This is a genomic window from Caulobacter sp. GW821-FHT09H08 (assembly GCF_059415885.1).
Map to the genome: position 1 here is coordinate 911,354 of NZ_JBWKOC010000002.1, position 26,444 is coordinate 937,797.

Here is a 26,444-nt window from a genome sequence, read left to right on the forward strand (position 1 = left end):
ATATGCATACGCTCTTCACTTCCGCACTTTAGGGCAGGGAGTTTCTGCTCTTAGCCTGCGTAATCGTCAATCGAATATATTGTGATTATCTGGAAAATACAATGATAACGCAAGCAACAATTTCACACTACAAAAGTCTCGCTGAGGCGAAATTAAGCTTTGGACCGCTAAATGTAATTGTTGGCTCAAATGGAGTTGGGAAAAGCAATATAGTTGACGCAATGTATTTTGTTAGAGATTGCATTGAAGAGGATATCGATACCGCTGTATTGAAAAGACACGGAATCGAAAGCATAAGACAGTGGTCAAAAACAAAACCATATCACATATCGATTGAAATTGAGTGCAAAAGAAATAGCGGATCGGGAAAATACAAACTTGTCCTCTCCTCCGCTAGAGGAACTTATCGAGTCGTTGAAGAATACGGAGAATGGTCCGGGGATCACCCCTTCGAAGAGGCTGACGACGAAGATAATGCAGAGGGAGAAATTAGCGACCCACCCCAAGTAACTGCTTGGTTTCATCGAAACGAAGACAGCATAATTCACCTTTATGCCCCAAATAATGAAAATCTCCTTCGTGGAAGGGATTCGATTTCTATTCCAGCAACGGAGCTCTTTATAACTACCATTGCTGGTCCTGTATTTTCAATGTTCAATTTAGTACTACAACCTCTCGCAATGGAGCTGAAATCGTTCATAGCCTATAGTATATACCCAAACACATTGAGAGAGCCTCGCGCGGTATCGCGGCAAGAGCGCTTATTGCCGGACGGATCAAATCTCGCGTCGATTTTGCGAAATATTAACTCTCATCACAGAAGAAACAAAGAGTTACTTATAGGTTCGATGCGCGTGATAATGCCATCGATCACCGACATTACAGTCAAATCAGCTGGAGGTTATTACGTTCCAGTTATAAGGGTAAAAGAACCGTCCGGCGAAATACATGAGTTTAACATGTCGCAAATATCAGACGGAACATTGAGAGCTCTTGGAATATTGACGGCATTTTACCAACCAAGCGCCCCAAATATTATTGCGATAGAAGAGCCTGAACAAATGATCCATCCAGGCATACTTCCAATAATAACTGAAGCTGCGGAAGAGTTTAGCCAGCCGACTCAAGATGGAATAAACAGAAGGCAGGTATTTATAACAACTCATAGCCCACCACTTCTTGATCTAGTGCCTCCAGATTCTATAATTTGGACTTCTTTTCAAAATGGCGTTACCTCATCCGGGCCAATTAGCGACCGCCAGCTTGAACTGATCAAACGGCAGCTATTTTCTGCCGGAGAAATTCTTACATCTGAAGGATTCTTTATTTAAATGAAGGTCGCTCTCATCGTCGAAGGGCCAGGCGACGTGGCGGCCATGCCGTGCTTGGTGGCAAAAACTGCAGAAGCCTTCGGAAGCGTTATATTTGCGCCAAACCCTATAAAGGCCGGCTGCATACAGCGACTGCTCAAAGCTGGAGAAATCGAGCGCTTTGTAGAGATGGCCGCCAGCCGCACCGACGTGGAAGCTATAATAATTGCAGTCGATCTCGACGATGGCTGTCCCGTTGAGGCAAGAAGCCAACTTCAGGCAAGAGTTGATGCAATTGCGGGTAAAATTGAACAGCCCATTGAAATCGTTCTACTGGTGAGAGAATACGAAAGCATATTTCTACACTGCATCGAACATCTAAAAGTATCATCTCCAGAATTTGGATGGAACGATGACGCACATGTTGACAACCCATACGCAAAACGAGATGCAAAGGGCGTAATAAACTCACTAATGACAAAACACTACAAGGAAATGACAGACCAATTGGTCTTAACTCAAAAAATGGATATAAAGGACGCCTACAAGAAGAGCCGATCACTTCGCCGACTGGCGAAGGCCGTGACGCAGTGTGACTATGAACTTCTGGAATCGGCGCTTTAGCCATCCACACCCCTCACAGCCCTATCCCCACTATCCCCAGCCCCGCCGCCTCGCCCTCCCCGGCCGACGCGCCTATATGCTTGACCACGAGTTCACCACGCCGGGCCCTTGGGATTGTCGACCCAGTTCAGACTGCCGCTGACCGCCGCGCCGACCTATGGCCGGGACGACTTCGCCGTCTCCCCCGCCAATGGCGAGGCCATGGCGCGGCTGGACGCCTGGCCGGCCTGGCCTGAGGGGCGACTGGCCCTGGTCGGACCATCCGGCAGCGGCAAGACCCACCTGGGCCGCGCCTGGGCCCGCGCCCACGACGCGATCGTCATCGAGGCGGCCGATCCTGACGCGCCGCCGGTCGACCTGTCGGCCCTGCGCGGCAAGCCGGTGCTGGTGGAAGACGCCGACCGGAGATCGGACAGCGGTCCGCTCAACGATGAGGCGCTGTTCCACATCCTCAACATGGCCGGGGTCGACGGCGGGACCGTGCTGCTGACCGGCCGCGTCGCGCCGCTGGCCTGGGAGACCTCGGTCCCCGACCTGCGCTCGCGGCTGAACGCCCTGTCGGCGGCCCTGATCGACGAGCCCGACGACGTGGTGCTGGAGGCGGTGCTGCGGCGGGCCTTCGCGCAGCGGCTGCTGAAGCCCGATCCGGACCTCTATCCCTACCTCGTCTCGCGCCTGCCCCGCTCGGCAGCCGAGGCCATCGCGGCGGCGGATCTGCTGGACGAGGCGGCGGCGGATCGGAAGCGGGAGCTGAACAAGGCCCTGGCGCGGGAGGTGCTGGGGGATTTCGAGGGGGATGAGTCCGCATAAGCCCCGCTCATCCCCGCGAAAGCGGGGACCCAAGCGGCGGTTGAGGACTTTCGCTTCGCTATCCAAACCCGCCTTCCTAGGCCTTGCGCCCAGGACCCATCGTTCCGGGACAACTGAACAGCCGGGTGTTCGCCCACATTGGCGGCGCCTCGTTCGGATACTCCATGCCCAGCCGCGCCATGGGTCCTAGGCACAAGGCCTAGGAAGGCGGGGTTTGTTGGCCAGCTCGGCTTGGGTCCCCGCTTTCGCGGGGATGAGCGGTGAAGAGAACACAGTTCGAATAACAGGCGCCACGCCCTTGTCTTCGTCCCGTCACTTGTCTCGTTCACCATGGCGGAACACACTCCGCCTATAGTGAAGCCATGACCAACGCCGCGACCATGCCGATAGCCGCCAAAGTTCCGCAGACGGATAGTCCCACGGGTCTCGTGCTCGACGCCGAGCTGATGGCCTCGCCGGAGCGGTTCTTCAATCGCGAGCTCTCGTGGCTGGCCTTCAACCAGCGGGTGCTGGAGGAGAGCGGCAATCCGCGTCACCCGCTGCTGGAGCGCCTGCGGTTCCTGTCGATCAGCGCCAACAACCTCGACGAATTCTACATGGTCCGCGTGGCCGGCCTGAAGGGCCAGGTGCGCGAGGGCGTGCGGGTGGTCAGCCAGGACGGCCTGACGCCCGGCGAGCAGCTGACGCGCCTGAACGCCTCGGCCTTCGAGCTGATGAGCGAGCAGCAGCGCATCTGGCGCCAGGTCCGCACCGAGCTGTGGGACGAGGGGCTGAAGCTGCTCGACGCCAAGGACATCGAGGGCGAGGACCGCAAGCTGGCCGAGGACATCTTCCTCAACCAGATCTTCCCGGTGATGACGCCGCTGGCCATCGACCCGGCCCACCCGTTCCCGTTCATCCCGAACCTGGGCTTCTGCCTGGCGCTGAAGCTGCGCAGGATCGCCGACGACAAGCACCTCTACGCCCTGGCGCCGATCCCCTCGCAGGTCCGCCGGTTCTGGGAGCTTTCCTCGGTCGTCCAGCGCGGCAAGAAGCGCCAGCGCAAGATCGTGGCGCTGGAAAGCTTCATCATCCTGTTCCTGGACCACCTGTTCCCCGGCTACGAGGTCGAGGGGCGCGGCCTGTTCCGCCTGATCCGCGACAGTGACCTCGAGATCGAGGAAGAGGCCGAAGACCTGGTGCGCGAGTTCGAGGCGCGGCTGAAGAAGCGCCGCCTGGGCCGCGTGGTGCGGGTCAAGATCCAGACCACCATGCCGCCGGACCTGCGCGAGTTCATCATCGAGGGCCTGCGCGCCGAGCCGGAAGACGTGGTGCTGGTCGACGGCAAGCTGGGCCTGGCCCAGATGTCGGAGCTGATCCCGCCGGACCGTCCGGACCTGAAGTTCCCGCCCTTCAACGCCCGCTTCCCCGAGCGCATCCGCGACCACGGCGGCGACTGCTTCGCGGCGATCCGCGAGAAGGACATCCTCGTTCACCACCCCTTCGAGAGCTTCGATGTGGTGGTGCAGTTCGTGCGCCAGGCCGCGCGCGATCCGAACGTGCTGGCGATCAAGCAGACGCTGTACCGCACCTCCAAGGACAGCCCGATCGTGGCGGCCCTGATCGAGGCGGCCGACAACGGCAAGAACGTCACGGCCCTGGTCGAGATCAAGGCGCGCTTCGACGAGGAAAATAACCTCAAGTGGGCGCGCGACCTGGAGCGGGCGGGCGTGCACGTGGTGTTCGGCTTCGTCGACTGGAAGACCCACGCCAAGCTGTCGGTGGTGGTGCGCCGCGAGGCCGACAGCACCCTGCGCACCTACTGCCACTTCGGCACCGGCAACTATCACCCGCAGACGGCGCGGGTTTACACCGACCTGTCCTTGTTCACCTGCGACCCGGCCCTGGGGCGCGACGGCGGCAAGCTGTTCAACTTCATCACCGGCTACGCCCAGCCCGGGCGGCTGGAGAAGCTGTCCTTCTCGCCCCAGACGCTGAAGCCCGACCTGCTGAAGATGATCGAGACCGAGGCCGAGGCGGCGCGCGCCGGCAAGCCGGCGGGCATCTGGGCCAAGATGAACTCGGTCGTGGACCCGCAGGTGATCGACGCCCTCTACGCGGCCAGCCAGGCGGGCGTGCAGATCGACCTGGTCGTGCGCGGCATCTGCTGCCTGCGTCCAGGCATTGCGGGCCTGTCGGAGAACATCCGGGTCAAGAGCATCGTCGGTCGCTTCCTGGAGCACTCGCGGATCCTGGCTTTCGCCAATGGTGGGCCGATGCCTTCTGCCCAGACGCGGCTCTTCATCAGCTCGGCCGACTGGATGCCGCGCAACCTGGATCGCCGCGTCGAAAGCCTGGTCCCGGTCGAGAACCCGACCGTGCACCAGCAGGTGCTGGACCAGATCATGGTCGCCAACCTCAACGACGAGGCCCAGAGCTGGAAGCTGGACAGCGAGGGCGACTACGCCCGCGACCCGGCCTGGAACAGCAAGGGCGCCTTCTCGGCCCACGACTACTTCATGACCAATCCCAGCCTGTCGGGCCGGGGCCATGGGGCGCGGGACCTGCCGCGGGCCTTCGACCACGTGGGACCGAAGCGCAAGGGGTGAGGCGCGCCCTCGCCCTCCTGCCGCTCGTGCTGCTGACGGCCTGCGGGCCGACGGGCGAGCGGCGGGCCGATATCTGCGCCGTCCAGGCCCTGCCCTCGCGTCCCGGCGTCGACCGCTTCGGCGTCCCGCCCGGCGTCGAGCGCAAGGCCCAGCTGGAGGGCGAGGCCTACGGGCCTGGTGTCGCGGGCGGCTACCACATCCGCTGGTGGGGCCTGTGCGGCAAGCGGGCCGACACGACCGACATGATCCTGATGGGTCCCGCCCCCTGGGCGCTGACCAAGGGCGGCAAGCGGGCCGACGGCCGGCAAGTGACCTACGGCACCTGCTATCACCGGCGCGAGAGCGATGGCTGGCGGACGGTGGCCTGCCGGATCAATCCTTAGGCCGGGCGTGATCCTCGTCCTTCGACAGGCTCAGGATGAGGATCATTGCGGACGCAGTAGAAACCTCACCCTGAGCCTGTCGAAGGGCGAGGTTTCGGGCCCTCAGCGTGCGACGACTGCGGCTCGGGAAAAGGCCGGGCTCTCGATATTGGCTGTCGCCACCCGCAGCCGCGCCAAGCCGTAGGCCAGCCGCCCTTCCGGCGTGTCCAGCAGCGGCTCGCCCAGGACAAGGCCCTGATGGATCGCGCCTAGCTCAGGGCCATCCAGCGTATCCGTCCTCGCCTGCCCGGCGACGCCGACGATGAAGATCGCCGCGTGGAAGACGTGGCTGACCTGCCGGAACAGATATAGCCGCGCCCGCTCGTCCGGCGTCGCCTCGCGGCCGAAATAGGTGCGCAGCAGCAGGGTCTCGGCGTCCGGATCGGCGGCGAAGGTGTTGGCGATGGCGGCGAGGTCGACATAGCGGTCGGCCAGGAACGCCGCCTCCCAGTCGATCAGCCAGACTCGCCGGCCGTCGTGGAGCAGGTTGCGGGGATTGAGGTCGTTGTGGCTGGCCACCGGCTGCGGCGTCAGGCGCTTGCAGGCCGCGTACAGTCGAGACCACGCATCGAAGACGCCGACCGGGACCACGTCGCTCCTCACGGCCTGGTCCACCAGCGCTGCCAGCCCGTCCAGATAGTCGACCAGCGGCGGGAAGCCCTCGATGGCATGCAGCGCCCGCACCGCCTGGGCCAACTCCACGACGAGGTTCGCGCGTGGGCCGGCATGGCCCATGACCGGCGAGCCGCCCTCGACATAGTCGGTGATCGCCACCCCGTCGTCCGGATCGGCGTAACGGACGCGCGGCGCCAGGCAGGCCTCGGCGGCCAGCTTCAGGCAGGCATAGCTGCGATGCGGGTCGCGCAGGCCGTCGCGTTCCGGCGCCTCGACCTTCAGCAAGTACGCGATGCCGCCGACGCGGATGCGCCACAGGCCAGCGCCGGAAAGGCCGCCGGACAGCGGCGTCCAGCTGTCGAGGACATCGGTCCCGAAGGCGGCGTTCAGGGCCTTGCGGACGGCGGGCGGCGGGTTGGGCGGAGCGGACATCGGCGGGACCTCGTGGACAGGCGCCCTTATTTACCCGGATAGAATATGAGTCAATATTATCCGGGCAATAATACCGAATTCCGTTCAAGGCGTTTTCCGACAAGCCTTTCCGCGCGTTGTTCCCCTAGGAAAATCCACTGCGGCGCTTCCACCGCCGTCCGAATGCGGTAAACCACGCCCATGCCCTTCCCGGCGCCGCGCGACGCGGCCGTGATCGATATCGGTTCCAACTCGGTCCGCCTGGTGGTGTACCGGCTGGAAGGCCGCGCCATCTGGACCGTCTTCAACGAGAAGGTCCTGGCGGGCCTGGGCCGCGACCTGGCCAAGACCGGCCGCCTGGCGCCCGACGGCGTCGTCCAGACCCTGCAGGCCCTGAAGCGCTTCCGCGCGGTGCTGGAAGCGGTCAATCCGGCCGAGACCTTCGTGGTCGCCACCGCCGCCGCGCGCGAGGCCAAGGATGGCGCCGACTTCATCGCCCGCGTACGCGCGGAGACAGGCTTCACCGTCCGTGTCCTGTCCGGTGAGGAAGAGGCCCACTACGCCGCCGTCGGCGTCCTAGCGGGGGCGCCTGACGCCACGGGCGTGGTCGGCGACCTGGGCGGCGCAAGCCTGGAGCTGATCCACCTGTCGGCCACCGGCGCCGGCAAGGGCGTCACCCTGCCCTTGGGTCCGTTCAGCCTGGCCGGCACGAGCAACGGTCCCAATGGCGGTTTCGACGCTGACCGCGTCCGACGCCTGGCCCGCGAGCGCCTGTCCGCCGTCGCCGCCGACTTCCGCACCGACACGTTCCACGCCGTGGGCGGCGCCTGGCGCAACCTCGCCCTGCTGCACATGCGCCTGTCCGGCTACCCGCTGCACGTGGTGCACCAGTACGAGATCCCGGCCGGGGAGGCGCTCGAGGCGGCCCGCCTGGTCAGCCACCAGTCCAAGAGCTCGCTGGAACGCATCGAGGGCATGAGCAAGAAGCGCTCGGAGACCTTGCCCTACGCCGCCGTGGTGCTGGAGGTTCTGATCGAGCAGCTGGCGCTCAAGCGCATCGAGATCTCGGCCTATGGCGTACGCGAAGGCCTGCTGTTCGAGGCCATGCCGCCGCGCGTGCGCGGCCTGGATCCGCTGATCGAGGGCTTCATGGCCCTGGGCGCGCGCCAGGGCGTGGCCGAGGACCTGGGCCCGGCCCTGGACACCTGGATCACGCCCGCCTTCGGCACCCTGCCGCCACTGTTTGGCGATCGCGACGCTACCCTGGTATCGGCCGCCTGCTGCCTGGCCGATGTCGGCGCGCGCCTGCACCCGGACCATCGCGCCGACCTGGTCTTCGAACAGGTGCTGCGCGCGCCCATCGCGGGCCAGAGCCACGCCGAGCGCTGCTTCCTGGCGGTGGCCGCCCATGCTCGCCACGCCACCAACTTCCACCCACCGGAACTGGCCACGCTGGAGCGGTTGCTGAACCCCGCCCAGCTGAAGCGAGCCCGAGCCCTGGGCGCCACGATCCGCCTGGCCTGCGACCTGTCCGGGCGCAGCCCTAGCCTGCTGGCGCGCTCGCGCCTGACGCTGGACAAGGCCCACCTGACCCTGACTGCCGAGCCCGGCTTCGCCGATCTGCTCTTGGGCGAACAGACAAACAAGCGCGCCAATACTGCAGCGCAACACCTGAACCTGAAGCCAAAGATTATCACGGCGTAAATTCAGGTATTCGAAACCCATACAACGTGCTTAACCGGCCCTGAATTTCCTCAATACGGGGAAATTGACAAGTTGTCGCAGCATAGCGTCGCTCGTCGAGCATGGTTTGTTAGCTTTGCTTCCGTAGCGTGACCTCAACGACATAAAAGGAGGTCAGTGATGTTGAAGCGTAAGTTCGACTATCTGGACGCAATCGCCCCGGCTGCAGAAGTCCGCAAGCGTCCCGACCTGCGTATCGCCAATGACACGGAAGCGCCCGTCACCAGCAGCGCTCGCACCCTGCAATCCGAGATCGGCCGCGTCTTCGCCCAAGAGAGCAAGTGGTCGGTCCGCCGGACGGTGGCTATCGGCGTAGTGTTCCATCTGGGCGTCTTCTGCGCCCTGGGCCTGGCCGCCGGCGGCGCCCTGACCCAGTTCGCGCACTAGTCTTCCTTCTTCCCGGGCCTTGCGCCTAGGACCCAGGCAACCGCCGCCACCGCGTCCGTCGGCTCCCTCCCAAAGGCCGGCGATGGTGGCGACGAGGGTCCCGCCAGATCTGGTCTGGGCCCTAGGCCCAGGGCCCGGGAGATCGGATCGCGGACGCGTCGCTTGCAAGCACGCCAGCTCGCGCCGAAGCTGTGAGCCAAAGTTGCTCAACAGTGAGGCGTCCATGTTCCGCGCATTGCTTTCCTGCACGTTCGCCCTGGCGGCGTTCCTGTGCGCGGGAGAGGCCCAGGCCTGCAGGGTCTATCGATCGCCGGAAGATCGCGTCACCTCTGCCTATGACGCCGTGATCCTGGCGCGCATCGAGAGCGCCGTTCAGGAAGCGTATATTGGAGATACGGGCCAGGCCTGGCGCGCCACCGCGCGGCGCACTGGCGCCATTCAGGGCCGCGCCATCGAGCAGCAGATCTTCCAGCTTGGTCGCAGCGGGCAAAGCACGATGTGCGACGATGGCCAACCCATCGCCAATCCGGGCGAGACCTGGGTCCTCTACCTCTTGAGAGACTGGCAGGGCGCCTACGGGGTCGCCTACTCGTACCCGCTGGAAAAGGCGCGCAAGATCGATCGCCGCCTCCAGGTCGCTCCGCCCGGGCCTGCCCCCTTCTAGCCGAAGAGCGCCGCATAGAGATCGCGCGGGTTCACCGGCTTCTCCACCCATCCCGTCATGCCGGCCTCGCGGCAGGCCGCGACCTCCTCCGGCGACACCGCGCCCGTGACGGCGATCACGGGGGTCGCGCGGTTGGCGCGGCTCTCGCGCAGGCGACGCGTCGCCTCCAGCCCGTCCATGCCGGGCATGCGCACGTCCATCAGGATGGCGTCGAACACGTGCCGCTCGGCCAGGGTCAGGGCGGCCTGGGCGTCCTCCGCCGTCTCGACCCTCGCCCCGAAGGCTTCCAGCATCTGGCGCAGGGCCCGACGGTTGATGTCGTGGTCGTCGACCACCAGGATCAGCGGGGCATCGCCATCCAGGGCCGGCAAATCGGCCTCGCCGGCGGTCGTGGCGACCGGCTCGACGCCTTCCGGCGCGGGCACGCGCAGGGTGAAGCGCGCGCCGCCGCCGTCCGCATTGGCCGCCGTCAGCTCGCCGCCCATCAGGCGGGCCAGGTCACGGCTGATCGCCAGGCCAAGGCCCGTCCCGCCGAAGGCCCGCGCCGTCTCGACGCCAAGCTGCTCATAAGGGTTGAACAGGCGGTCGATCTGGTCGTCCGAGAGACCTGGGCCGGTGTCGCGCACGTCGATGACCAGCGCGCGAGGGCTGTGCGTTTCGGTGCGGACATCAACCGTGACCCCGCCCTCGGCCGTGAACTTGATGGCGTTGCTGAGCAGGTTGTTCAGCACCTGGCGCAGCCGCATCGGATCGCCCCGCACCCATTGCGGCAAGGCCTCGGCGCCGTTCAGGGTCAGGGCGACGCCCTTGGCCTCGGCCGCGTTGCGCCAGAAGCCCACCGCGTCGCCGACCAGGGCGCGCAGGTCGTGATCGACCACCTCGACGCCCATGCGGCCGGCTTCCATCTTGGAAAGATCCAGAAGGTCGTTGAGCAGGGTGCGCATCATGACCCCGGCGTCGGTGACCAGGGCGGCGGCGGAGGCGTCGCGCTCCATGGCCGCCGCGCCGTTGAGGATGGCGTTGATCGGCGTCCGCAGCTCATGGCTGACCATGGCGACGAAGGCCGACTTGGCCGCGGTCTGGGCCTCGGCCGCCCGCCGCGCGGCGCGCTCGGCTTCCAGGGCCCTCTGCGACCACAGGAACATTGTGCCCAGGGTCAGGCAGAACAGGCCCACCCCGACCAGGAAGAAGGGCATGACGGGATCGCTCCGGTCGCCCCCGACCAGCGGCGTCACGAACAGATAGGACACGTGGGGAACCACAGACACCAGGAAGGCGCTCAGGCAGCCCTTGGCGCCCATCAGCGACGTGAAGATCGATCCCGACAGCAGCAGGACGGCCGCCGCCGCGCCCATGGGCGTATCCATGGCCCACAGCGGGATCGCCAGCCAGCCGAAGACGATCGCCATGGCCAGGTCGGCGCCGAGATTCAGCGCGACGGCGGCCCGCGGCTCGGGGGTCTTGAGGAAATGGCTCAGCGCCAGCAATTCGACGACCTGGGCGACGACATAGGCGCCGGACCAGACGAACAGGAACTCCAGCCCCGGCTTCAGGAGCGCCAGGCCGCACAGGGCCAGGGTGATGAAGACCCGGAGGGGAATCTGCCGCCTGCGAGACACCGCGGCGGGGCGGTACGCCACCGCCAGAGACTCCCAGAATACACCCAACGCGACCCCCGTACTCGGCGCGCTCCACTCATGAGAGCGTTGACGCGCCGCGACCTTCTACGCCAGCAAACCTTTGCACGGCGTCGAAAAGGACCCGATTTGGGTAACAAAAGCGCGACGAACCTTAAGGTTGCGTCGCGCTGAAACGAAGATTTCTACTCGCCTTTAGGCGCGCGCCGGACCTCGACCACGCGGACCTTTGCGCCGTCCAGCACCAGGGCCAGTTCGCCGCGCTTGATCTTCAGGGCGTCGGCCCCGAAGGCGTCGCGGCGCCAGCCGGCCAGGGCCGGCGTGGTGGCGTTGTCGTCGGCGGCGATCTTCTCCAGGTCCGAGACCGTGGCGATCAGCTTGGAGGCGACACCGGCCTCTTCCGCGCGCGCCTTCAAGAGGACCTTGAGCAGCTCGACCACGGCGCCGGCGTTTTGCGGCGGCGGCGGACCGGGCTTGTCGACGACCGGGGCGTAGCCTTCCGGATCGGCCAGGGCGGCCTTGATCGCGGCCAGCAGGTCGGGACCGAACTTGCTGCCGCCGAAGCCCTTGGGCACGCCGCGCAGGTTGTTCAGGGCGTCTAGGCTGGTCGGCGCCTGGGTCGCCAGCTCGTCGATGGCCTCGTCCTTCAGGATGCGGCCGCGCGGCTGGTCGCGGTTCTGGGCGGTGCGCTCGCGCCAGGCGGCGACGGCCTTGAACACGGCGAGATACTTGGGAGCCGTCTTGCGCGGACGCAGGCGGCGCCAGGCCTTTTCCGGATCGACGTCGTAGGCGGCCGGGTCCGAGATGGCGGTCATCTCTTCCTCGACCCAGGCCAGGCGGCCCGAAGTTTCCAGGCGCTCGCGCAGGATCGGGAACAGGGCGGCCAGGTGGGTGACATCGGCCAGGGCGTAGGTCAGCTGGGCGTCGGTCAGCGGCCGGCGGGCCCAGTCGGTGAACCGGCTGGACTTGTCGAGCTCGATGCGCAGCATCTGGCGGACCAGGGCGTCATAGGCGATCTGCTCGCCGAACCCCGCCGCCATGCCGGCGACCTGGGTGTCGAACAGCGGACGCGGCATGGCCTTCAGATTGTTGAAGATCTCGACGTCCTGGCGAGCGGCGTGGAACACCTTCAGGATGCTCGTGTCACGCATCACGGCCAGCAGCGGTTCGAGGTCGATGCCATCGGCCAGCGGGTCGATGACGGCTTCGTGCGTGGGCGACGCGACCTGGATCAGGCACAGCTTGGGCCAGTAGGTCGTCTCGCGCATGAACTCGGTGTCCACGGCGACGAAAGGCTCGCCCGCAAGCGCATTACAAAACGCCGCCAGCTCGGCGGTAGTGGTGATCGGCTTCATCCGCTGCTAATAGCCTCGCGCACCCCCGAGTCTGCAAGCGTCAAGACGCGCCTAGCGCCACCGGGGAGCAAATTTTCCGCGTGTTCGGAGGGTCTTACCGCCTTCCGATAGATCAGAGCGAGCGAATGAGCGACCTGCCGAACGGCCTGACCTACGCCCAAGCCGGCGTCGATATCGATGCGGGCAACGCCCTGGTCGACGCGATCAAGCCCCTGGCCAAGGCCACCCGCCGTCCCGGCGCGGAAGCCAGCCTGGGTGGTTTCGGCGCGCTGTTCGACCTGAAAGCCGCCGGCTATGAGGACGCCCTGCTGGTCACCACGACCGACGGCGTCGGCACCAAGCTGCGGATCGCCATCGACGCGGGCATGCACGCCACGGTCGGCATCGACCTGGTGGCCATGTGCGTCAACGACTTGCTGGCCCAGGGCGCCGAGCCGCTGATGTTCCTGGACTACTTCGCCACCGGCAAGCTGGACATCGAGGTCGCCAAGAGCGTCGTCGCCGGCATCGCCGACGGCTGCAAGCTGGCCGGCGCGGCCCTGGTCGGCGGCGAGACGGCCGAAATGCCGGGCATGTACAGCGACGGCGAGTACGACCTGGCCGGCTTCTCGGTCGGCGCGGTCGAGCGCGATGGCGTCCTGCCCAAGCTGGACCAGCAACGCGCCGGCGACATCATCATCGGCCTGGGCTCGTCGGGTCCGCACTCGAACGGCTATTCGCTGGTGCGCCGCGTGGTCGAGCGCTCGGGCCTGGCCTGGGACGCCCCCTGCCCGTTCGAGGACGGTAAGACCCTGGCCGAGGCCCTGATGGCCCCGACCCGCATCTATGTGAAGTCGCTGCTGCCGCTGCTGCAGTCGGGTCGCGTCAAGGGCGGCGCGCACATCACCGGCGGCGGCCTGATCGAGAACCCGCCGCGCGCCATCGCCGAAGGCCTGGCCGCCGAGTTCGACTGGAACAGCTGGGCCCAACCGCCCGTGTTCGAATGGCTGGCCCAGGTGGGCGGCATTTCGGAGCACGAGATGCGCCGGACGTTCAACTGCGGCGTCGGCTTCATCGTCATCGTCGCGCAAGCGGACGCCGAGCCGGTGCTGGCGGCCCTGCTGAACGCCGGCGAGGACGCCTTCATCTGCGGCCAGCTGGTCAAGGCGTAGTCACTGCGTGAAATCCTCGTCCTTCGACAAGCTCAGGATGAGGATTTCAGTTCGAGCTTCCCAGTAGCCCTCATCCTGAGCCTGTCGAAGGACGAGGGCGGCCCCACGGAACTATCCGCGTGACCCAGAAGACCAAAGTCGCCGTCCTGATCTCCGGGCGCGGCTCGAACATGGAAGCGCTTGTCGCGGCAGCCCAGGCGCCCGATTGCCCGTTCGAGATCGCCCTGGTCCTGGCCAACAAGCCGGACGCCGGCGGCCTGGCCACGGCGACGGCCGAGGGCATCGAAGCTCTGTGCGTCGACCAGAAGCCGTTCGGCAAGGACCGTGAGGCCCACGAGCGCGCCATCGACGCGGCCCTGCGCGAGCGCGGGATCGAGGTCATCGCCCTGGCCGGCTACATGAGGATCCTGACGCCCTTCCTGGTCGACGCCTGGGAAGGCCGGATGCTGAACATCCACCCGTCCCTGCTGCCCGCCTATCCGGGCCTGGACACCCACGCCCGCGCCATCGCGGCCGGCGACGCTGAGGCCGGCTGCACCGTCCACCTGGTTACGGCCGGCGTCGACGAGGGTCCGATCCTGGGCCAAGCCCGCGTGCCGATCCTGCCGGGCGACGACGACCACACCCTGTCGGCCCGCGTGCTGGAGCAGGAGCACAAGCTCTACGCCGCCACCCTGGCCGCCTTCGTGACCGGGCGCCTCGCGACGGCCTGAGGCGGCGTGTCGCAGCCCGTAACGGCCGGTAAAGCCTAACGGGTCAGAAGTTCGTCATTATGTGGCGTCATGATGCCCTTCATGGACGCCTGGATCGCCGATCTCTTCCGAGTCGCCGCCGACAACGCCGGCATCGCCGGTGCGGTCCTGTTCGCCTTCACCCTGCTGGAAGCGCTGCTGGTCGTGGGCCTGCTGGTCCCCATCCTGGGCGTGATGCTGGCCGCCGGCGCCCTGGTGGCCCAGGGCGTGCTGCATCCGGTTGAAGCGGTCCTGTGGTGCAGCGCCGGCGCCGCGGCGGGTGACGCCCTCTCCTACCTGATGGGTCGAGGCCTAGGCGGTCGCCGGGCCACGCGCCTGCTGTTCGCCGGCAAGCGCCGCCTGCTGGCCCGCGCCAAGCTGCTGACCCGTCGTCATGGCCTGCTGGCCATCGCCGCCGCCCGCTATCTGGGTCCGGCCCGCCCGTTCATTCCGATCCTGGCCGGCATGTCCCGCTCGCGCCCCTGGAGCTTCCAGATCGCCAACGTCCTGTCGGCGCCGATCTGGGTGATCTCGCTGCTGGCCCCGGGCTATCTGGCCGCCCGGAACCTGCAGATGTTCGGCACGGACCCGGCCCTGGCCGGCGGACTGGCCCTGGCCGTCATTCTAGCCGTCGGCCTCGGCGTCCTGTGGCTGAAGCGCGCGCCGCGCGTCCGCACGGCCTAGGGCTTCGCCGGCTCTTCCTGAGCCATGAAATCCAGCAACTGCTTGGCCTGTTCGGTCGCGATACCGCCATTGGGATCGCCCGCCAGCGGCTTGAGCAACTGGAATACCGTCTCCCTCTCGCCCGCGCGCAGGAAGGCGACCGCCGCCACGATCCGGATCTTGGCCACCTCGGGCGCCAGGCTCACGGCGCGGCGCAGCAGGCCCAGCCGCTCGGGCGATGGCGGCTCGCCCTCCACGACCATGGTCTGGGCCAGCAGGAACAGCGTCTGGTAGTCGTTCGGCTCGGCCTTGTCGGCCTGTATCAGGTAGCTTCGGGCCGAGGACAGCAGCGCCGGCAGGTTCCGCCGATCCGCCGCCGCCCGGTAGAGCTTGCTGGTCCCCATCAGGCGTAGCGCCTCCAGGTTACTGCCGTCCTCGGCGAGCAATCCGGTCAGGAGCCGCTCGCCCTCGTCGCGGTCGCCAATGGTGATCTCGGCTCGCGCCAGGGCCTGGCGGGTGAAGCGATCGCCCGGCCGACGCTTGGCGGCCTTGCGGAAATAGCCCAGCAGGTCCTCCCGATCCGCCGTAGCCGGCCCGGCCTTCAGTTGCTGCAGTTCGAGGATCAGGTCGTTGGCGCCGGCCGGCAGGCGGCGGATCGTGATCGTCGGAGGCGTGTCCGTGCGTGGGACCGAAGTAAGCACCGGCGTGGAGCGCAGGAAAGCCTCCAGCTCGTCCTTCAGGATGGCCGGCATCTTGTCCTGCGGCAGACCGAAGATCTGGGCCCAGGCGAGGCTCACATCGTGCTCGCCATCCTCCAGGCGCTTCAGATAGACCTCGAGCTTGGCCTTGCGACCAGGGTCGGACCAGAGATAGCGGACCAGCACCGCAGCCCGTTCATCGAAGCGCCGCCGGTTCGCGGCGTCTTCGCCGTAGCCGGTTTCGGCGATGACATTGGCCACGCCCCCCAGGCTGCTCCACACCCGCCTTCTGTCGAACAGCGCCGGCGTCTCGCCGATCACCACCCTGTCGGCCTGGATGTCGACGGCGCTATAGTAGATGGCCGCGCCCTTGATCAGCCACCGCGGATAGCGGAACGGGAAGTTCTCATTGAAGAAGTGTAGCGCGTAGGCGCCCAGCACGCTGTCGTCGCCGATGGTCCGGTCGATGGCGCCGAAGAACTGGAAATTGTCCCGCACCACGACCGCGAAGATGTCGTCGGGCTCGGCCACATTCATCGACAACGCGGTGACGGGCGCGCCCGGCAGGAAGCGCCGATAGGTCAAGTTCTCGGTCGCGCCGGGTTCGACCGGCCGGACCAGATAGATCGGATACTTGCGCGGCGGCGGCCCGCCCTGCCGGCCGTAGAGCGCGCGCAAGGTTCGATCCAGGACCTCCAGGTCACCCACGACCTTGCGCAGAACCTCGGCCCCCTCGTCGGAATAGACGATGACGTGCTCGCTCTCGGCCCGGAGCCACTGTCCGCGCGCTTGAGGCGAAACGACGACGTCGTCGACGGATTGGGCCCGGACGACGCCCGGCGCACTGATCAGAAGCCCCAGAGCCATCGCCCTGGCCGCGAAACGCATCGCAATCGCCAACCCCGCCCTCCCCGGCGCCGTATCAGTCCGCACCTTAGGTCGGCATTGCACGATTGGTGTGTCGCGGCCGCAAAACCCGCTCATGTGCTCGCGTGTCATCGCGCGGGGCCATGGTCCCTCACCGAAGCGACGGCGATGTAGGCGCCGTCGTAGGAGTGGCAGTAGCCGCCGACGAACACGATCCCATCGGGACCATCCAGGCTATGCAGCTCGGCGCGGGTCTCCTGGCAGTCGTAGACGCGACCGACCAGGGTCACCCGCCTCGGTCCGGTCATGAGCCGCCTGAACAGCCTGCGGTCGCGATTGAAGCCGAGGGTGCGCCCGTCCATCGACGGGTCGACGCCGTCGACCTCGCGATCCGCGTCCGGGAGATCGTCGAACAGCCAGTGCTTGGCCGCGACGGCCCTGATCTTCACGCAGCGCCCGCGCCAAGCGGCCTGGTTTGCCGCCACGGTTCGGACCGTGACCAGGCGAGCCGTGCTGACGGCGCAATTAATCTGGTCGCTCGAGGCCTCCGCGCGCGCGAAGCCCTGCGGAATCGACAGGAGAATGAGGGCCAGGATCAGCGCGCGCATGCACAACCTTAGGCGCCAGGAGCCGCGCGCCACAAGCCCGCGCGACGCAAACAAAAAGGCCGGAGCTTTCGCCCCGGCCTTCTCGTATCGACAAGGCTGGAAAGCCTTAGCCGACGATTTCTTCAGCGGTGAAGAACTGGGCGATTTCGATGCCCGCGTTTTCCAGGCTGTCCGAACCGTGGACCGAGTTTTCGCCGATCGACAGGGCGAACAGCTTGCGGATCGTGCCTTCATCGGCGTTTTCCGGGTTCGTGGCGCCCATGACTTCACGGTACTTCAGGACGGCGTTTTCGCCTTCCAGCACCTGCACGACGACCGGCTCGGCGGTCATCTGGCCGACGAGTTCGCCGTAGAACGGACGCTCGGCGTGCACTTCGTAGAACTTCTTGGCTTGGGCTTCGGTCAGCTTCACGCGACGCTGAGCGACTATGCGCAGGCCGGCGGCCTCGATCACGGCGTTGATGGAGCCCGTCAGGTTGCGACGCGTGGCGTCCGGCTTGATGATCGAGAAGGTGCGTTCGGTCACGACAGTGATCTCACAGAAAAGTTGTGAATTGGGAGGTTGCGGGCTTATAGCCGTGCGCCCCGCCTCCGCCAACCCCACCGCGTAACCTTCACAAAAATGCTTCAGATCAACGACCTTACCTTCAACGCGTGGGGCCGCCGGTTCTTCGACAAGGCCAGCGTGAGCCTGCCGCCCGGCGCCAAGGTCGGCCTGATCGGGCGCAACGGCGTGGGCAAGTCCACCCTGTTCAAGCTAATCCTGGGTCAGCTGCACGCCGGCGACGACGAGATCAGCCTGCCCAAGGCCGCCCGCATCGGTTCGGTGGACCAGGAGCACCCGGCCACGCCCTTCACCCTGCTGGAGACGGTGCTGGAGGCCGACGAGGAGCGTCATGGCCTGCTGACCCGGCTGGAGACGGCCGATCCCGAGGAGATGGGCGAGATCTGGGCGCGCCTGATCGAGATCGATTCCGACGCCGCCCCGGCCAAGGCTTCGGAAATCCTGGTGGGCCTGGGCTTCAGCCAGGACGACCTGGCGCGGCCGATGAGCGAGTTCTCCGGCGGCTGGAGGATGCGCGTGGCCCTGGCCGCGGCGCTGTTCGCCGAGCCGGACATGCTGCTGCTGGACGAACCGACCAACTATCTCGACCTGGAAGGCGCGCTGTGGCTGGAGGCGAGGCTCCAGAAGTACCCGCACACCGCCCTGATCGTCAGCCACGACCGCGAACTGCTGAACAACAGCTGCACCCACATGCTGCACCTGGCCGGCGGCAAGCTGGAGCTCTATGTCGGCGGCTACGACGACTTCGAGAAGCGCCGCGCCGAGAAGGCCCGCCTGCAGCTGTCGGCCAAGGCCAAGCAGGACGCCGAGCGCGCCCACCTGCAGGCCTTCGTCGACCGCTTCAAGGCCAAGGCCTCGAAGGCCGCGCAGGCGCAATCGCGCATGAAGCGCCTGGCCAAGATGGAGCCGGTGGCCACGACCATCGAGGAGCGCGTCGCGCCCTTCACCCTGCCCTCGCCGCCGCGTCCGCTGCCGCCGCCGCTGATCCGCCTGGAGAAGGCCAGCGTCGGCTATGAGGAAGGCCGCTCGATCCTCAAGCAACTGAACCTGCGCATGGACCTGGACGACCGCATCGGCCTCCTGGGCGTCAACGGCGCGGGCAAGTCGACCTTCGCCAAGATGATCGCCGGCGCCCTGGGCGTGCAGGCCGGCGAATTCCATCGCGACAAGAAGATGAAGGTCGGCTGGTTCCACCAGCACCAGATCGAGGCGATGGATCCGGAAGACACCCCGCTGGAGATCATCCGCCGGGCCATGCCGGAAGCCTCGGAAAGCTCTCGCCGCTCGAAGCTGGCCCAGTTCGGCCTGGACTTCGGCAAGCAGGAGACCACGGTCGCCAACCTGTCGGGCGGCGAACGCGCGCGCCTGCTGCTCAACATGGTGGCGATGGACGCGCCGCACATGCTGATCCTCGACGAACCGACCAACCACCTGGACATCGACAGCCGCCGGGCCCTGCTGGACGCGCTGAACGACTACATGGGCGCGGTGATCCTGATCACCCACGACCGCTCGCTGATGGAGCTGGTCGCCGACCGCCTGTGGCTGGCCGCCGATGGCACCGTGAAGCCCTTTGACGGCGACATGGACGACTACGCCAAGTTCGTGCTGGAGCGCGCCAAGCAGGCGGTGAAGCCGACCCAGGTGGCGCGCGAGCCGGCAGCCGCTGCTGAACCGCAGAAGAAGAAGGCCGCCGTCGAGCCGCTGCGCCGCAAGGTCGAGGCCGCCGAGCAGGTCATGAACCGCTGCACGCGCAACCTCGCCGAACTGGAAGCCCAGCTCGGGGACCCGGACCTCTATGTGAAGAACCCGGGCAAGGTCGCCGAGCTGACCAAGCGCCGGGAGAACGCCAAGGCCAAGCTGGACGAGGCCGAAGAGGCCTGGATGGCGCTGGCCGAAGAGCTGGCCGAGGCGGAGGCCTAGAGGGCCACCCTCTCCCTATGGAAGAGGGTAAATGCCTGTGAACCAAGAAGTTTAGCGCTTCCGCGACACCTATTGTCGCATGGTGCCCGTCATGAGCACCGCCCATCCGCGCAACCACGTCATCGCCAATCCGGAAGGATTGTCGGCCGACGTCGTGCTGGAAGCCTTCGCCGAGTGGGTCAACACCCGGATCGGCGAAGCCATGCGCATCGAGATGGATCTGGCCTTCCGCGACCGTCCGTTCGACGTCGAGGTCGGCCGCTCCCCGGCCCTGATCGGCTGGGAGCACAAGTTCATCCAGCCCGGCGCCGCCGGCCCCAAGGGCAAGATGTGGACGGTGTACCGCCTGCACGACCAGAACGGCCGCCCGGCTCACCTGCCCAACTCCGGCGACCTGATCGAGGATCTGACGCCGCTGATGGGCGAGTTGGGCTATCTGGGCGTGTTCGACGGTGAAGTCGCGATGTTCCCGGGCGTAGGCAAGCGTTAGGGCTGATCCCAGCTCGGCGTCCCCTTGAACGCCTCCGCCAGGAAATCCACCATCAGCCTGACCTTGGCCGACAGATGCCGGCGGCTGGGATAGACCGCCAGCACGTCGATGTCCGGCAGGCTCCAGTCCGGCAGTAATCGCACCAGCCGCCCGGCCCGCAGGTCGTCGCCAATCAGGAAGGTCGGCTGCCAGATCACGCCCTGCCCCGCCAAGGCCGCCGCCCGCGCGGTGTCGCCGTTGTTCGAGTACATCACCGGCCGCATGCGCACGGTGGCTTCGCGGCCGTCGTGGTGGGTCAGCCGCCAGTCCTCGGCCATGGCGGTGTAGCTGTAGGCCAGGCACCGGTGGGTCGCGAGATCGTCCGGGACCTCAGGCGTCCCGTGGGCCTTCAGATAGTCCGGCGAGGCGCAGACGATGTTGCGCGAGGTCGCCAGCTTGCGGGCCACGTGCGTTTGCGAGCCGCCGCGCGAAATCCGGATGGCCAAGTCATAGCCCTCCTCCACCAGGTCGACGACGCGGTCGGAGAGGCTGATCTCCAGCTCGACCAGCGGGTGGCGCGCCATGAACTTCGGCCACAGCGGCGCCAGATGCCGGACGCCGAAACTGAGCGGGGCGTTGATCCGCAACCGGCCGCGCGGTTCGGCCACATTGGCGGAGGCGGCGGCTTCGGCCTCCGCGAACTCGTCGAGGATCGCGCGCGCACGTTCGTACAAGGCCTCGCCCGCCTCGGTCAGCGATAGTCGCCGCGAGGTGCGGTTCAGCAGCCGCGCCCCGAGATGCGCCTCCAGCTCGTTGACGTAGCGCGTGACATTGGCCGGCGAGGTGTCGAGCGCATCGGCGGCCTTGGCGAAACCGCCCCGGCTGACGATGGTGGTGAACACCTCGAACGCGCGCAGCCGGTCCATGACGCCACATTCATTCAAGAAAGCTGAATAATAGATGCCATTTCATCCCATCGTTCAAGACGGCTTGGAGGCCTAAATCACCTCCCGTGACCGACGCGCGGTGCGCCGGCCCGTCAAACGGAAGGATCACCCCAATGTCCCGTCTCGCTCAAAAGACCATCCTGATCACCGGCGGCACCACCGGCATCGGCTTCGCCGCCGCCCGGCGCGCGCTCGAGGAAGGCGCCCAGGTCGTTATCACCGGCACGAACGCTCAGCGTCTCGAAGAAGCCAAGGCCGCCCTCGGCGCTGATGTGCTCACCATCCAGGCCGACGCCGGCGACGTGGCCGCTCAGGCCGTCATCGCCAAGGCTGTCGCCGATCGCTTCGGCAAGCTGGACGCCGTCTTCGTCAATGCCGGCGTCGCCCCGTTCGGCCCGCTGGAAAGCTGGACCGAGGAGACCTTCGACAAGGCCATCGGCGTCAACCTGAAGGGCCCGCTGTTCCTGATCCAGGCCCTGGCCCCGATCCTCAGCAACCCGGCCTCGATCGTGCTGAACGGCTCGATCAACGCCCATATCGGCATGCCGAACTCCAGCGTCTACGCCGCCAGCAAGGCCGGCCTGATCTCGCTGGCCCGCACCCTGTCGGGCGAGCTGATCAGCCGGGGGATCCGGGTCAACGTCATCAGCCCCGGGCCGGTGAGCACGCCGCTCTACGGAAAGCTCGGTTTGGACGCCGCCTCGCTGGACGCGATGTCGGCCGGCATCCTGGCCAACCTGCCCGTCGGCCGCTTCGGCGAGCCGCGCGAGATTGCTGACGCGGTGGTGTTCCTGGCCTCGGACGAGAGTCGCTTCACGGTCGGCAGCGAGCTGATCATCGATGGCGGGATGAGCACGCTCTGATCGCCCACCACCATAACCTCGTCATCCCGGGCGGCGTAGCCGGCCCGGGACCCAGGGGCAGCCGCACTGCAGCGGTCCCTGGGTCCCGGCTCTCCGCTTCGCTGCGGCCGGGATGACGCGCTATTTTGCAGCGGTAAGTTTGATGGCGGAGATTTGCGCCGCTCCCGACGACTTCACCACCAACGTATTGGTCCCCGGCAGCAGCGTTACAGCCGTCCCGCTCTTCACCGCCGGACCGCCATTGACCGCCACTACCATCGGCCCTGTCCCGACTACGCTCACCGCGTAGCGCCCGGCCGTCGCCGAGATCGTGTAACGCAGCCACTCGCCGGCGCTGAAATCGGTCACGACCAAGCCGCCCGCCTCACGCTTCAGGTCCACCCCGTCGTTGCGTCCCGTCCGCCCTCGGTTCCAGGGCGTGCGCTGGCCGCCGTTCGAGACGTGGTAGTTGGCCGCGTCCGCGTCGGCATAGGCCTCGCCGATGACGCCGAGGTCGTATTCCCAGGCCGGGATCGTCGCGCCCTTCGCGCCCACGACATGCTTCCTGAACGGCCGCACCGTCGCATCGTGCGGCTGGCGGAACATGGCGTCGATGACGTCCGGGTGCGCTTCATTGTTCTCGAAGCGGACGTCGTGCGAGGCGACCTTCATCAGCACCTGATAGGCCTTGTCGGCGCTGACCGGCGTCTTGGCCTCCCCCGTCAGGGTGGCGACGACGTCGTCATAGGCCGGGTCGACCTTGATCTCGAGCGGTTGATTGAAACCGATCTTCTTCAGCGGCCAGAAGGCCCAGCCGATCTCGTGCTTCTCCGCCAGGCGGATAGCGTCGGCGAACCAGACGTTGGAGTTCTCGCCGCTCTCACCCAGCCATAGCGGCAGGCCGGTCTCCTCGCGTAGCTTCAGGTGGGTCGCGATCGAGGCGTCGTCGTTGACGTTCCAGTACTTGTGGAAGCTGAGCGCCATGTTGGCGTCCCAGGGCTTGCCCATGCCCTTGTAATTGTTGCCCCAGCAGTTGCCCTCGAGGATGATCATGTGGCGCTGATCAACTTCGCGGATCGCTGTCGTGAGCTCCTGGTAGAACGACCACAGCAGGGCCTGCTTCTCGTCCTTGCAGCCGTTCTTGTTGCCGGATCCGTCGAAGTCCCAGTTGGGCTCGTTGATCAGGTCATAGGCCCCGATCATCGGCTCGTCCTTGTAGCGGGCGGCCAGCTTCTTCCAGAGGGCGACGGTCTTGCGGCGGGCCTCGGGGCTCTCCCACAACGAGGGCTTGGTCGGATCGCGGTCGGCGATCGGCAGGTCGTTGCCCTGGGCGTTGGGCGCGGCGTGCAGGTCGAGGATCAGGTAGATCCCGTTAGCCTTTGACCAGGCAAGCAAATCGTCGATCCGCTTGAAGCCATCTTCCTTCCAGGTGTCGACGCCCGGCTTGGGCTCCTGGTCCACGGCCAGGGTCAGCAGATCGTAGTGCATCGGCAGGCGCACGGAGTTGAAACCCCAGGCGGCCATGGCGTCGATGTCGGCCTTGGTGGTGTGGTTGTCGAGCCAGGCCTGGTGGATGGCCTTCTGGCGCTCGGGCCCCACGAGGCCCGCGATCTTGCCCTGGATGACGTGCTGCTGGCCAAGCTTGGACAGGCGCAGCATGTAGCCCTCCTGCAGCATCCAGCCGCCCAGGCCCATGCCGCGCAGGATCACGGGTTTGCCGCTCTCGTCGACGATGCGGGCGTCCTTGGCCTTCAGCCAGCCTTCGGCCTGGGCCGGGGCGATGGTGAGCAAGGCGAGCGTAGCGGCGCCAAGCGCGAGCCAGGATTTCATGCAGAGGCCTCCCATCAGAGGTCGCCTCTTGAACCGGGCGACGCGAACTGGTCAGGCCACTTTGATGCCGCGTTATGACAACGTTGTCTAGGCCGTGGCCGCGCGGGGTCCGCCAAGGGCTTCCACGATGGTGGCCAGCAGCGAGGCCACGGTCAGCGGCTTGGGCGTCGCGCCGTTGAAAACCGGGTCCAGCGGCCCCGAGCGGACGTCGGCCGAGAAGGCGATGATCTTGGCCTGGGCGCTGGGTCCCTGCTCGGCGCGGATGCGCTGGGCGGCCGAGACACCGTCCAGGCGCGGCATGCGCAGGTCCATCAGGATGGCGTCGAACGGCGCGGCGGCGGCGGCGGCGACGCCCTCCTCCCCGTCCACGGCCTCGGCGACCTCGAGCCCGACGGCTTCAAGGACCGAACGGACGAGCTCGCGATTGCCGGCGTTGTCGTCGACCACCAGCACGCGGCGCCCCGGCGGCGGCAGCGGGATGTCGTCCTCGCCGTCGGCGTCGTCGTGAACCGACGCGTGGCCGGCCGGCGCCGGGATCTCGAACCAGAAGCGCGCGCCCTGGCCCAACGTGCTCTCGACGCCGATCTCGCCGCCCATCAGTTCGACGAGGCCACGCGAGATGGCCAGGCCCAGGCCCGTGCCGCCGTGCTCGCGGTTCAGCGCCGCGTCGATCTGGGCGAAGCGGGCGAAGATCAGCGCCTGGTCGGCCTCGGCGACGCCGGGTCCAGTGTCGGTGACGCTCATGCGCAGACGGCCGGCCTCGACGTCGTAGTGCGTCTCCAGCAGGATTTCGCCGACCTCGGTGAACTTCACGGCGTTGCCGACCAGGTTCAGCAGCACCTGGCGCACGCGCTCGGGGTCCAGGTGCATCACCGGCGGCGCGCCGTCGTCGCCCTCGGCGCGCAGCACCAGATGCTTGGCGGCGGCGTCCGAGGACAACATTTCCATGACCTCGGCCACCAGGTCGGCGATCGCCACCGGCTGCGAGGTCAGTTCGATGCGCCCCTGCTCCAGGCGCGAGAAGTCGAGAATGTCGTTGATCGTCGCCAGCAGGGTCCGGCCGCCGGTGGTGATGCGATCGACATAGCGGCGGCCGCGCGCGCTGAGGTTGGCCTCGTCGCCCAGCAGGTTGGCGAAACCGATCACGGCGGTCAGCGGCGTGCGCAGCTCGTGGCTCATATTGGCCAGGAACTCGCCCTTCACCGCGGCGGCCGCCTCGGCCTCGGCGCGGGCGGCGCGGAGTTCCAGCTCCAGGGTCTTGCGAGCGGTGACGTCGCGGATGATGTCGGTAATGCCGCTGGCTTCGCCGGTGATCGGATCGCGGGCCAGGGTCGGCCGGGATTCCAGCCAGATCATCTGCCCATCCTTGCGGAAGGCGCGATATTCGACGGTTTCAGCCGGCGGCGTGGGCGCCCCCCTGGGGCAGTCCCGTTGGACCTCGACCACGCGCCGGATCGCGGGCCGGTCGTCAGGGTGCAGCGTCTTCAGATATTCGCCGCCCAGCATCTCGTCGGGCTCGAAGCCCATGATCGAGCGCACGGCGGGCGAGATGTAGGTCATCTGACCGTTCAGGTCGCTGTGGGCGATGATGTCCAGGGCGCTCTCGGCCAGCAGGCGGTAGCGGGCCTCGCTGTCCTCGGCTTTGGCCAGGATCGCGCGGCGTTGGCGCTGGAAAGCCGCGACCGGCAGGCTGACGAAGGTCGAGACGGCCAGGAACAGCTGCAAAATCGTCGACTGCGTGGCCGTACCCGACGTGATCAGGTGGATGGGGCCGAGACCGGCAACGGTCAGCACCAGGGCGATGGCCGCCACCAGGGTCGAGCAGACCGCCGCGCCGAGGACCTCCTGCCGCCAGGCGGCCAGCAGCATGGCCGGCGGCACCAGGAACAGCAGCGGGTACTTGGTCTGGGCGAAGACCGCGATCGTCATCAGGCAGCAGATCAGGATCGATAGTGCGCCGTCGCGCGTCATCGGTCGCTCGCGCAGATAGAGGCCGGCCTTGAAGAAGACCAGCAGGCACGGGCCGATGGTCAGCATGCCCAGGATGTCGTTCATCACCCAGGCGGTGACATTCGACAGCAGCTCCCCACCGCGCAGCATGGTGTGGATCGACGAGGCCATGGTCCCGACGATCATCGGGGCCACGAAGCCACCCAGCAGGACGAAGGCCATCATGTCGCGCGGGCGGCCCAGATCGATCGCCTCGCCCGTCATGCGGCGTACGAGATAGGCCGCCAGCAGCCCCTCAGAGACGTTCATGGACACGAGGATGACATTGACCAGCGGGCTGTCGCCCGCGTGGGCGCCGGCCGTCAGGGCGCCGACGACCGCGCCGGCAAGCAAGGCGGGCCAACGACGCGACGGCGAGGACAGCAGGCACGCGGCCAGGAAGCCGTTCGACAGCCAGATCGGCGTCACGTGATTGTAAGCACGGGGGATTTCGACGCAGAGATAGGCAAGAAACGCGAAGCCGAACGCTGCGCCTAATGCGGTCAGCAGCGTGACCGCGAAGTCGTTAACGGTCTTGGCTTCGATCGTCGGACTGTCGACCATGCTCTGAACCAGCCGTCAGGAATCTCCGGCG

23 protein-coding genes and 2 pseudogenes are annotated in these 26,444 nt (G+C 66.5%); 15 read left to right on the forward strand and 10 right to left on the reverse strand.

The genetic code is table 11. From position 1 onward, the window contains the following. Positions 1-101: 101 nt before the first annotated feature. The 5 genes from AC07NN_RS09335 to AC07NN_RS09355 all read left to right on the forward strand — a co-directional run bounded on the left by AC07NN_RS09335 (position 102) and on the right by AC07NN_RS09355 (position 5,715). Positions 102-1,331 carry an AAA family ATPase gene (locus AC07NN_RS09335; RefSeq protein WP_494639846.1) on the forward strand — a complete coding sequence of 410 codons (1,230 nt, stop codon included), beginning with the start codon at positions 102-104 and terminating at the stop codon, positions 1,329-1,331. Further along, on the forward strand, positions 1,332-1,934 hold the full coding sequence (locus AC07NN_RS09340) for a DUF4276 family protein (protein ID WP_494639847.1): 603 nt from the start codon (positions 1,332-1,334) through the stop codon (positions 1,932-1,934). Positions 1,935-2,048: 114 nt separating this feature from the next. Beyond that, positions 2,049-2,744 carry a DnaA regulatory inactivator HdaA gene (gene hdaA / locus AC07NN_RS09345; protein ID WP_494639849.1) on the forward strand — a complete coding sequence of 232 codons (696 nt, stop codon included), beginning with the start codon at positions 2,049-2,051 and terminating at the stop codon, positions 2,742-2,744. A gap of 362 nt (positions 2,745-3,106) precedes the next feature. After that, a complete protein-coding gene (locus AC07NN_RS09350; protein WP_494639851.1) occupies positions 3,107-5,332 on the forward strand; it encodes an RNA degradosome polyphosphate kinase in 2,226 nt (741 codons plus the stop codon). After that, entirely contained in the window at positions 5,329-5,715 is a 387-nt protein-coding gene (locus AC07NN_RS09355) for a hypothetical protein (protein WP_494639853.1), read from the forward strand. The genes AC07NN_RS09350 and AC07NN_RS09355 overlap by 4 nt, the downstream gene beginning before the upstream one ends. Here the strand turns inward: AC07NN_RS09355 and AC07NN_RS09360 are convergent. Both AC07NN_RS09360 and AC07NN_RS09365 read right to left on the reverse strand, forming a co-directional pair. Then, positions 5,705-5,805 (reverse strand): annotated as a pseudogene (locus AC07NN_RS09360) (hypothetical protein); the annotation flags it as partial. The gene AC07NN_RS09355 and the pseudogene AC07NN_RS09360 overlap by 11 nt on opposite strands. A gap of 12 nt (positions 5,806-5,817) precedes the next feature. Further along, positions 5,818-6,801: a phosphotransferase gene (locus AC07NN_RS09365; protein WP_494639855.1), complete on the reverse strand. Its 984-nt coding sequence runs from the start codon at positions 6,799-6,801 to the stop codon at positions 5,818-5,820. 180 nt (positions 6,802-6,981) lie between these two features. Between AC07NN_RS09365 and AC07NN_RS09370 the strand changes: the two genes are divergently transcribed. The 3 genes from AC07NN_RS09370 (at position 6,982) to AC07NN_RS09380 (ending at position 9,574) form a co-directional block, all read left to right on the forward strand. Further along, a complete protein-coding gene (locus AC07NN_RS09370) occupies positions 6,982-8,484 on the forward strand; it encodes a Ppx/GppA phosphatase family protein (protein WP_494639857.1) in 1,503 nt (500 codons plus the stop codon). Positions 8,485-8,640: 156 nt separating this feature from the next. Beyond that, positions 8,641-8,910: a hypothetical protein gene (locus tag AC07NN_RS09375; RefSeq protein WP_494639858.1), complete on the forward strand. Its 270-nt coding sequence runs from the start codon at positions 8,641-8,643 to the stop codon at positions 8,908-8,910. Positions 8,911-9,133: 223 nt separating this feature from the next. Continuing rightward, the gene (locus AC07NN_RS09380; protein WP_494639860.1) at positions 9,134-9,574 is read left to right on the forward strand and encodes a hypothetical protein; all 441 of its coding nucleotides are present in this window, start codon (positions 9,134-9,136) and stop codon (positions 9,572-9,574) included. On the opposite strand, the gene AC07NN_RS09385 is transcribed toward AC07NN_RS09380, so the two are convergent. Both AC07NN_RS09385 and rnd read right to left on the reverse strand, forming a co-directional pair. Beyond that, positions 9,571-11,214 (reverse strand): response regulator, encoded by a 1,644-nt coding sequence (locus AC07NN_RS09385; RefSeq protein ID WP_494639862.1) that lies wholly within the window; start codon positions 11,212-11,214, stop codon positions 9,571-9,573. The genes AC07NN_RS09380 and AC07NN_RS09385 overlap by 4 nt on opposite strands. A gap of 182 nt (positions 11,215-11,396) precedes the next feature. Then, positions 11,397-12,566 (reverse strand): ribonuclease D, encoded by a 1,170-nt coding sequence (gene rnd / locus AC07NN_RS09390; protein ID WP_494639864.1) that lies wholly within the window; start codon positions 12,564-12,566, stop codon positions 11,397-11,399. A gap of 125 nt (positions 12,567-12,691) precedes the next feature. On the opposite strand from rnd, the gene purM reads away from it, so the two are divergent. The 4 genes and pseudogenes from purM (at position 12,692) to AC07NN_RS09410 (ending at position 15,132) form a co-directional block, all read left to right on the forward strand. Continuing rightward, on the forward strand, positions 12,692-13,717 hold the full coding sequence (gene purM, locus AC07NN_RS09395; protein WP_494639866.1) for a phosphoribosylformylglycinamidine cyclo-ligase: 1,026 nt from the start codon (positions 12,692-12,694) through the stop codon (positions 13,715-13,717). A gap of 3 nt (positions 13,718-13,720) precedes the next feature. Continuing rightward, positions 13,721-13,818: pseudogene (locus AC07NN_RS09400) on the forward strand (hypothetical protein); the annotation flags it as partial. A gap of 18 nt (positions 13,819-13,836) precedes the next feature. Beyond that, entirely contained in the window at positions 13,837-14,430 is a 594-nt protein-coding gene (gene purN / locus AC07NN_RS09405; RefSeq protein ID WP_494639868.1) for a phosphoribosylglycinamide formyltransferase, read from the forward strand. Positions 14,431-14,511: 81 nt separating this feature from the next. Then, positions 14,512-15,132, forward strand: coding sequence for a DedA family protein (locus AC07NN_RS09410; protein ID WP_494639870.1), 621 nt, complete (start codon positions 14,512-14,514; stop codon positions 15,130-15,132). Here the strand turns inward: AC07NN_RS09410 and AC07NN_RS09415 are convergent. From AC07NN_RS09415 to ndk, 3 genes are all read right to left on the reverse strand, one after another. Beyond that, positions 15,129-16,697 (reverse strand): tetratricopeptide repeat protein, encoded by a 1,569-nt coding sequence (locus AC07NN_RS09415; RefSeq protein ID WP_494639872.1) that lies wholly within the window; start codon positions 16,695-16,697, stop codon positions 15,129-15,131. The two genes, AC07NN_RS09410 and AC07NN_RS09415, sit on opposite strands and share 4 nt — an antisense overlap. A 107-nt stretch (positions 16,698-16,804) precedes the next feature. Next, positions 16,805-17,284: a hypothetical protein gene (locus AC07NN_RS09420; RefSeq protein WP_494639874.1), complete on the reverse strand. Its 480-nt coding sequence runs from the start codon at positions 17,282-17,284 to the stop codon at positions 16,805-16,807. A gap of 106 nt (positions 17,285-17,390) precedes the next feature. Continuing rightward, positions 17,391-17,810, reverse strand: coding sequence for a nucleoside-diphosphate kinase (gene ndk, locus AC07NN_RS09425; protein WP_494639876.1), 420 nt, complete (start codon positions 17,808-17,810; stop codon positions 17,391-17,393). A gap of 96 nt (positions 17,811-17,906) precedes the next feature. On the opposite strand from ndk, the gene AC07NN_RS09430 reads away from it, so the two are divergent. Together AC07NN_RS09430 and AC07NN_RS09435 are read left to right on the forward strand one after the other, a co-directional pair. Beyond that, a complete protein-coding gene (locus tag AC07NN_RS09430) occupies positions 17,907-19,772 on the forward strand; it encodes an ABC-F family ATP-binding cassette domain-containing protein (protein ID WP_494639878.1) in 1,866 nt (621 codons plus the stop codon). Positions 19,773-19,863: 91 nt separating this feature from the next. After that, the gene (locus AC07NN_RS09435; protein ID WP_494639880.1) at positions 19,864-20,262 is read left to right on the forward strand and encodes a hypothetical protein; all 399 of its coding nucleotides are present in this window, start codon (positions 19,864-19,866) and stop codon (positions 20,260-20,262) included. Here AC07NN_RS09435 and AC07NN_RS09440 read toward each other — a convergent pair. Further along, the gene (locus tag AC07NN_RS09440; protein WP_494639882.1) at positions 20,259-21,167 is read right to left on the reverse strand and encodes a LysR family transcriptional regulator; all 909 of its coding nucleotides are present in this window, start codon (positions 21,165-21,167) and stop codon (positions 20,259-20,261) included. The two genes, AC07NN_RS09435 and AC07NN_RS09440, sit on opposite strands and share 4 nt — an antisense overlap. A 134-nt stretch (positions 21,168-21,301) precedes the next feature. Here AC07NN_RS09440 and AC07NN_RS09445 point away from each other — a divergent pair, with 134 nt between their 5' ends. After that, on the forward strand, positions 21,302-22,051 hold the full coding sequence (locus AC07NN_RS09445) for an SDR family oxidoreductase (protein WP_494639885.1): 750 nt from the start codon (positions 21,302-21,304) through the stop codon (positions 22,049-22,051). 120 nt (positions 22,052-22,171) lie between these two features. Here the strand turns inward: AC07NN_RS09445 and AC07NN_RS09450 are convergent, their stop codons facing one another. Together AC07NN_RS09450 and AC07NN_RS09455 are read right to left on the reverse strand one after the other, a co-directional pair. Next, positions 22,172-23,860: a cellulase family glycosylhydrolase gene (locus tag AC07NN_RS09450; RefSeq protein WP_494639887.1), complete on the reverse strand. Its 1,689-nt coding sequence runs from the start codon at positions 23,858-23,860 to the stop codon at positions 22,172-22,174. A gap of 87 nt (positions 23,861-23,947) precedes the next feature. Then, entirely contained in the window at positions 23,948-26,413 is a 2,466-nt protein-coding gene (locus tag AC07NN_RS09455) for an MASE1 domain-containing protein (RefSeq protein ID WP_494639889.1), read from the reverse strand. Between the last annotated feature and the right edge of the window lie 31 nt (positions 26,414-26,444).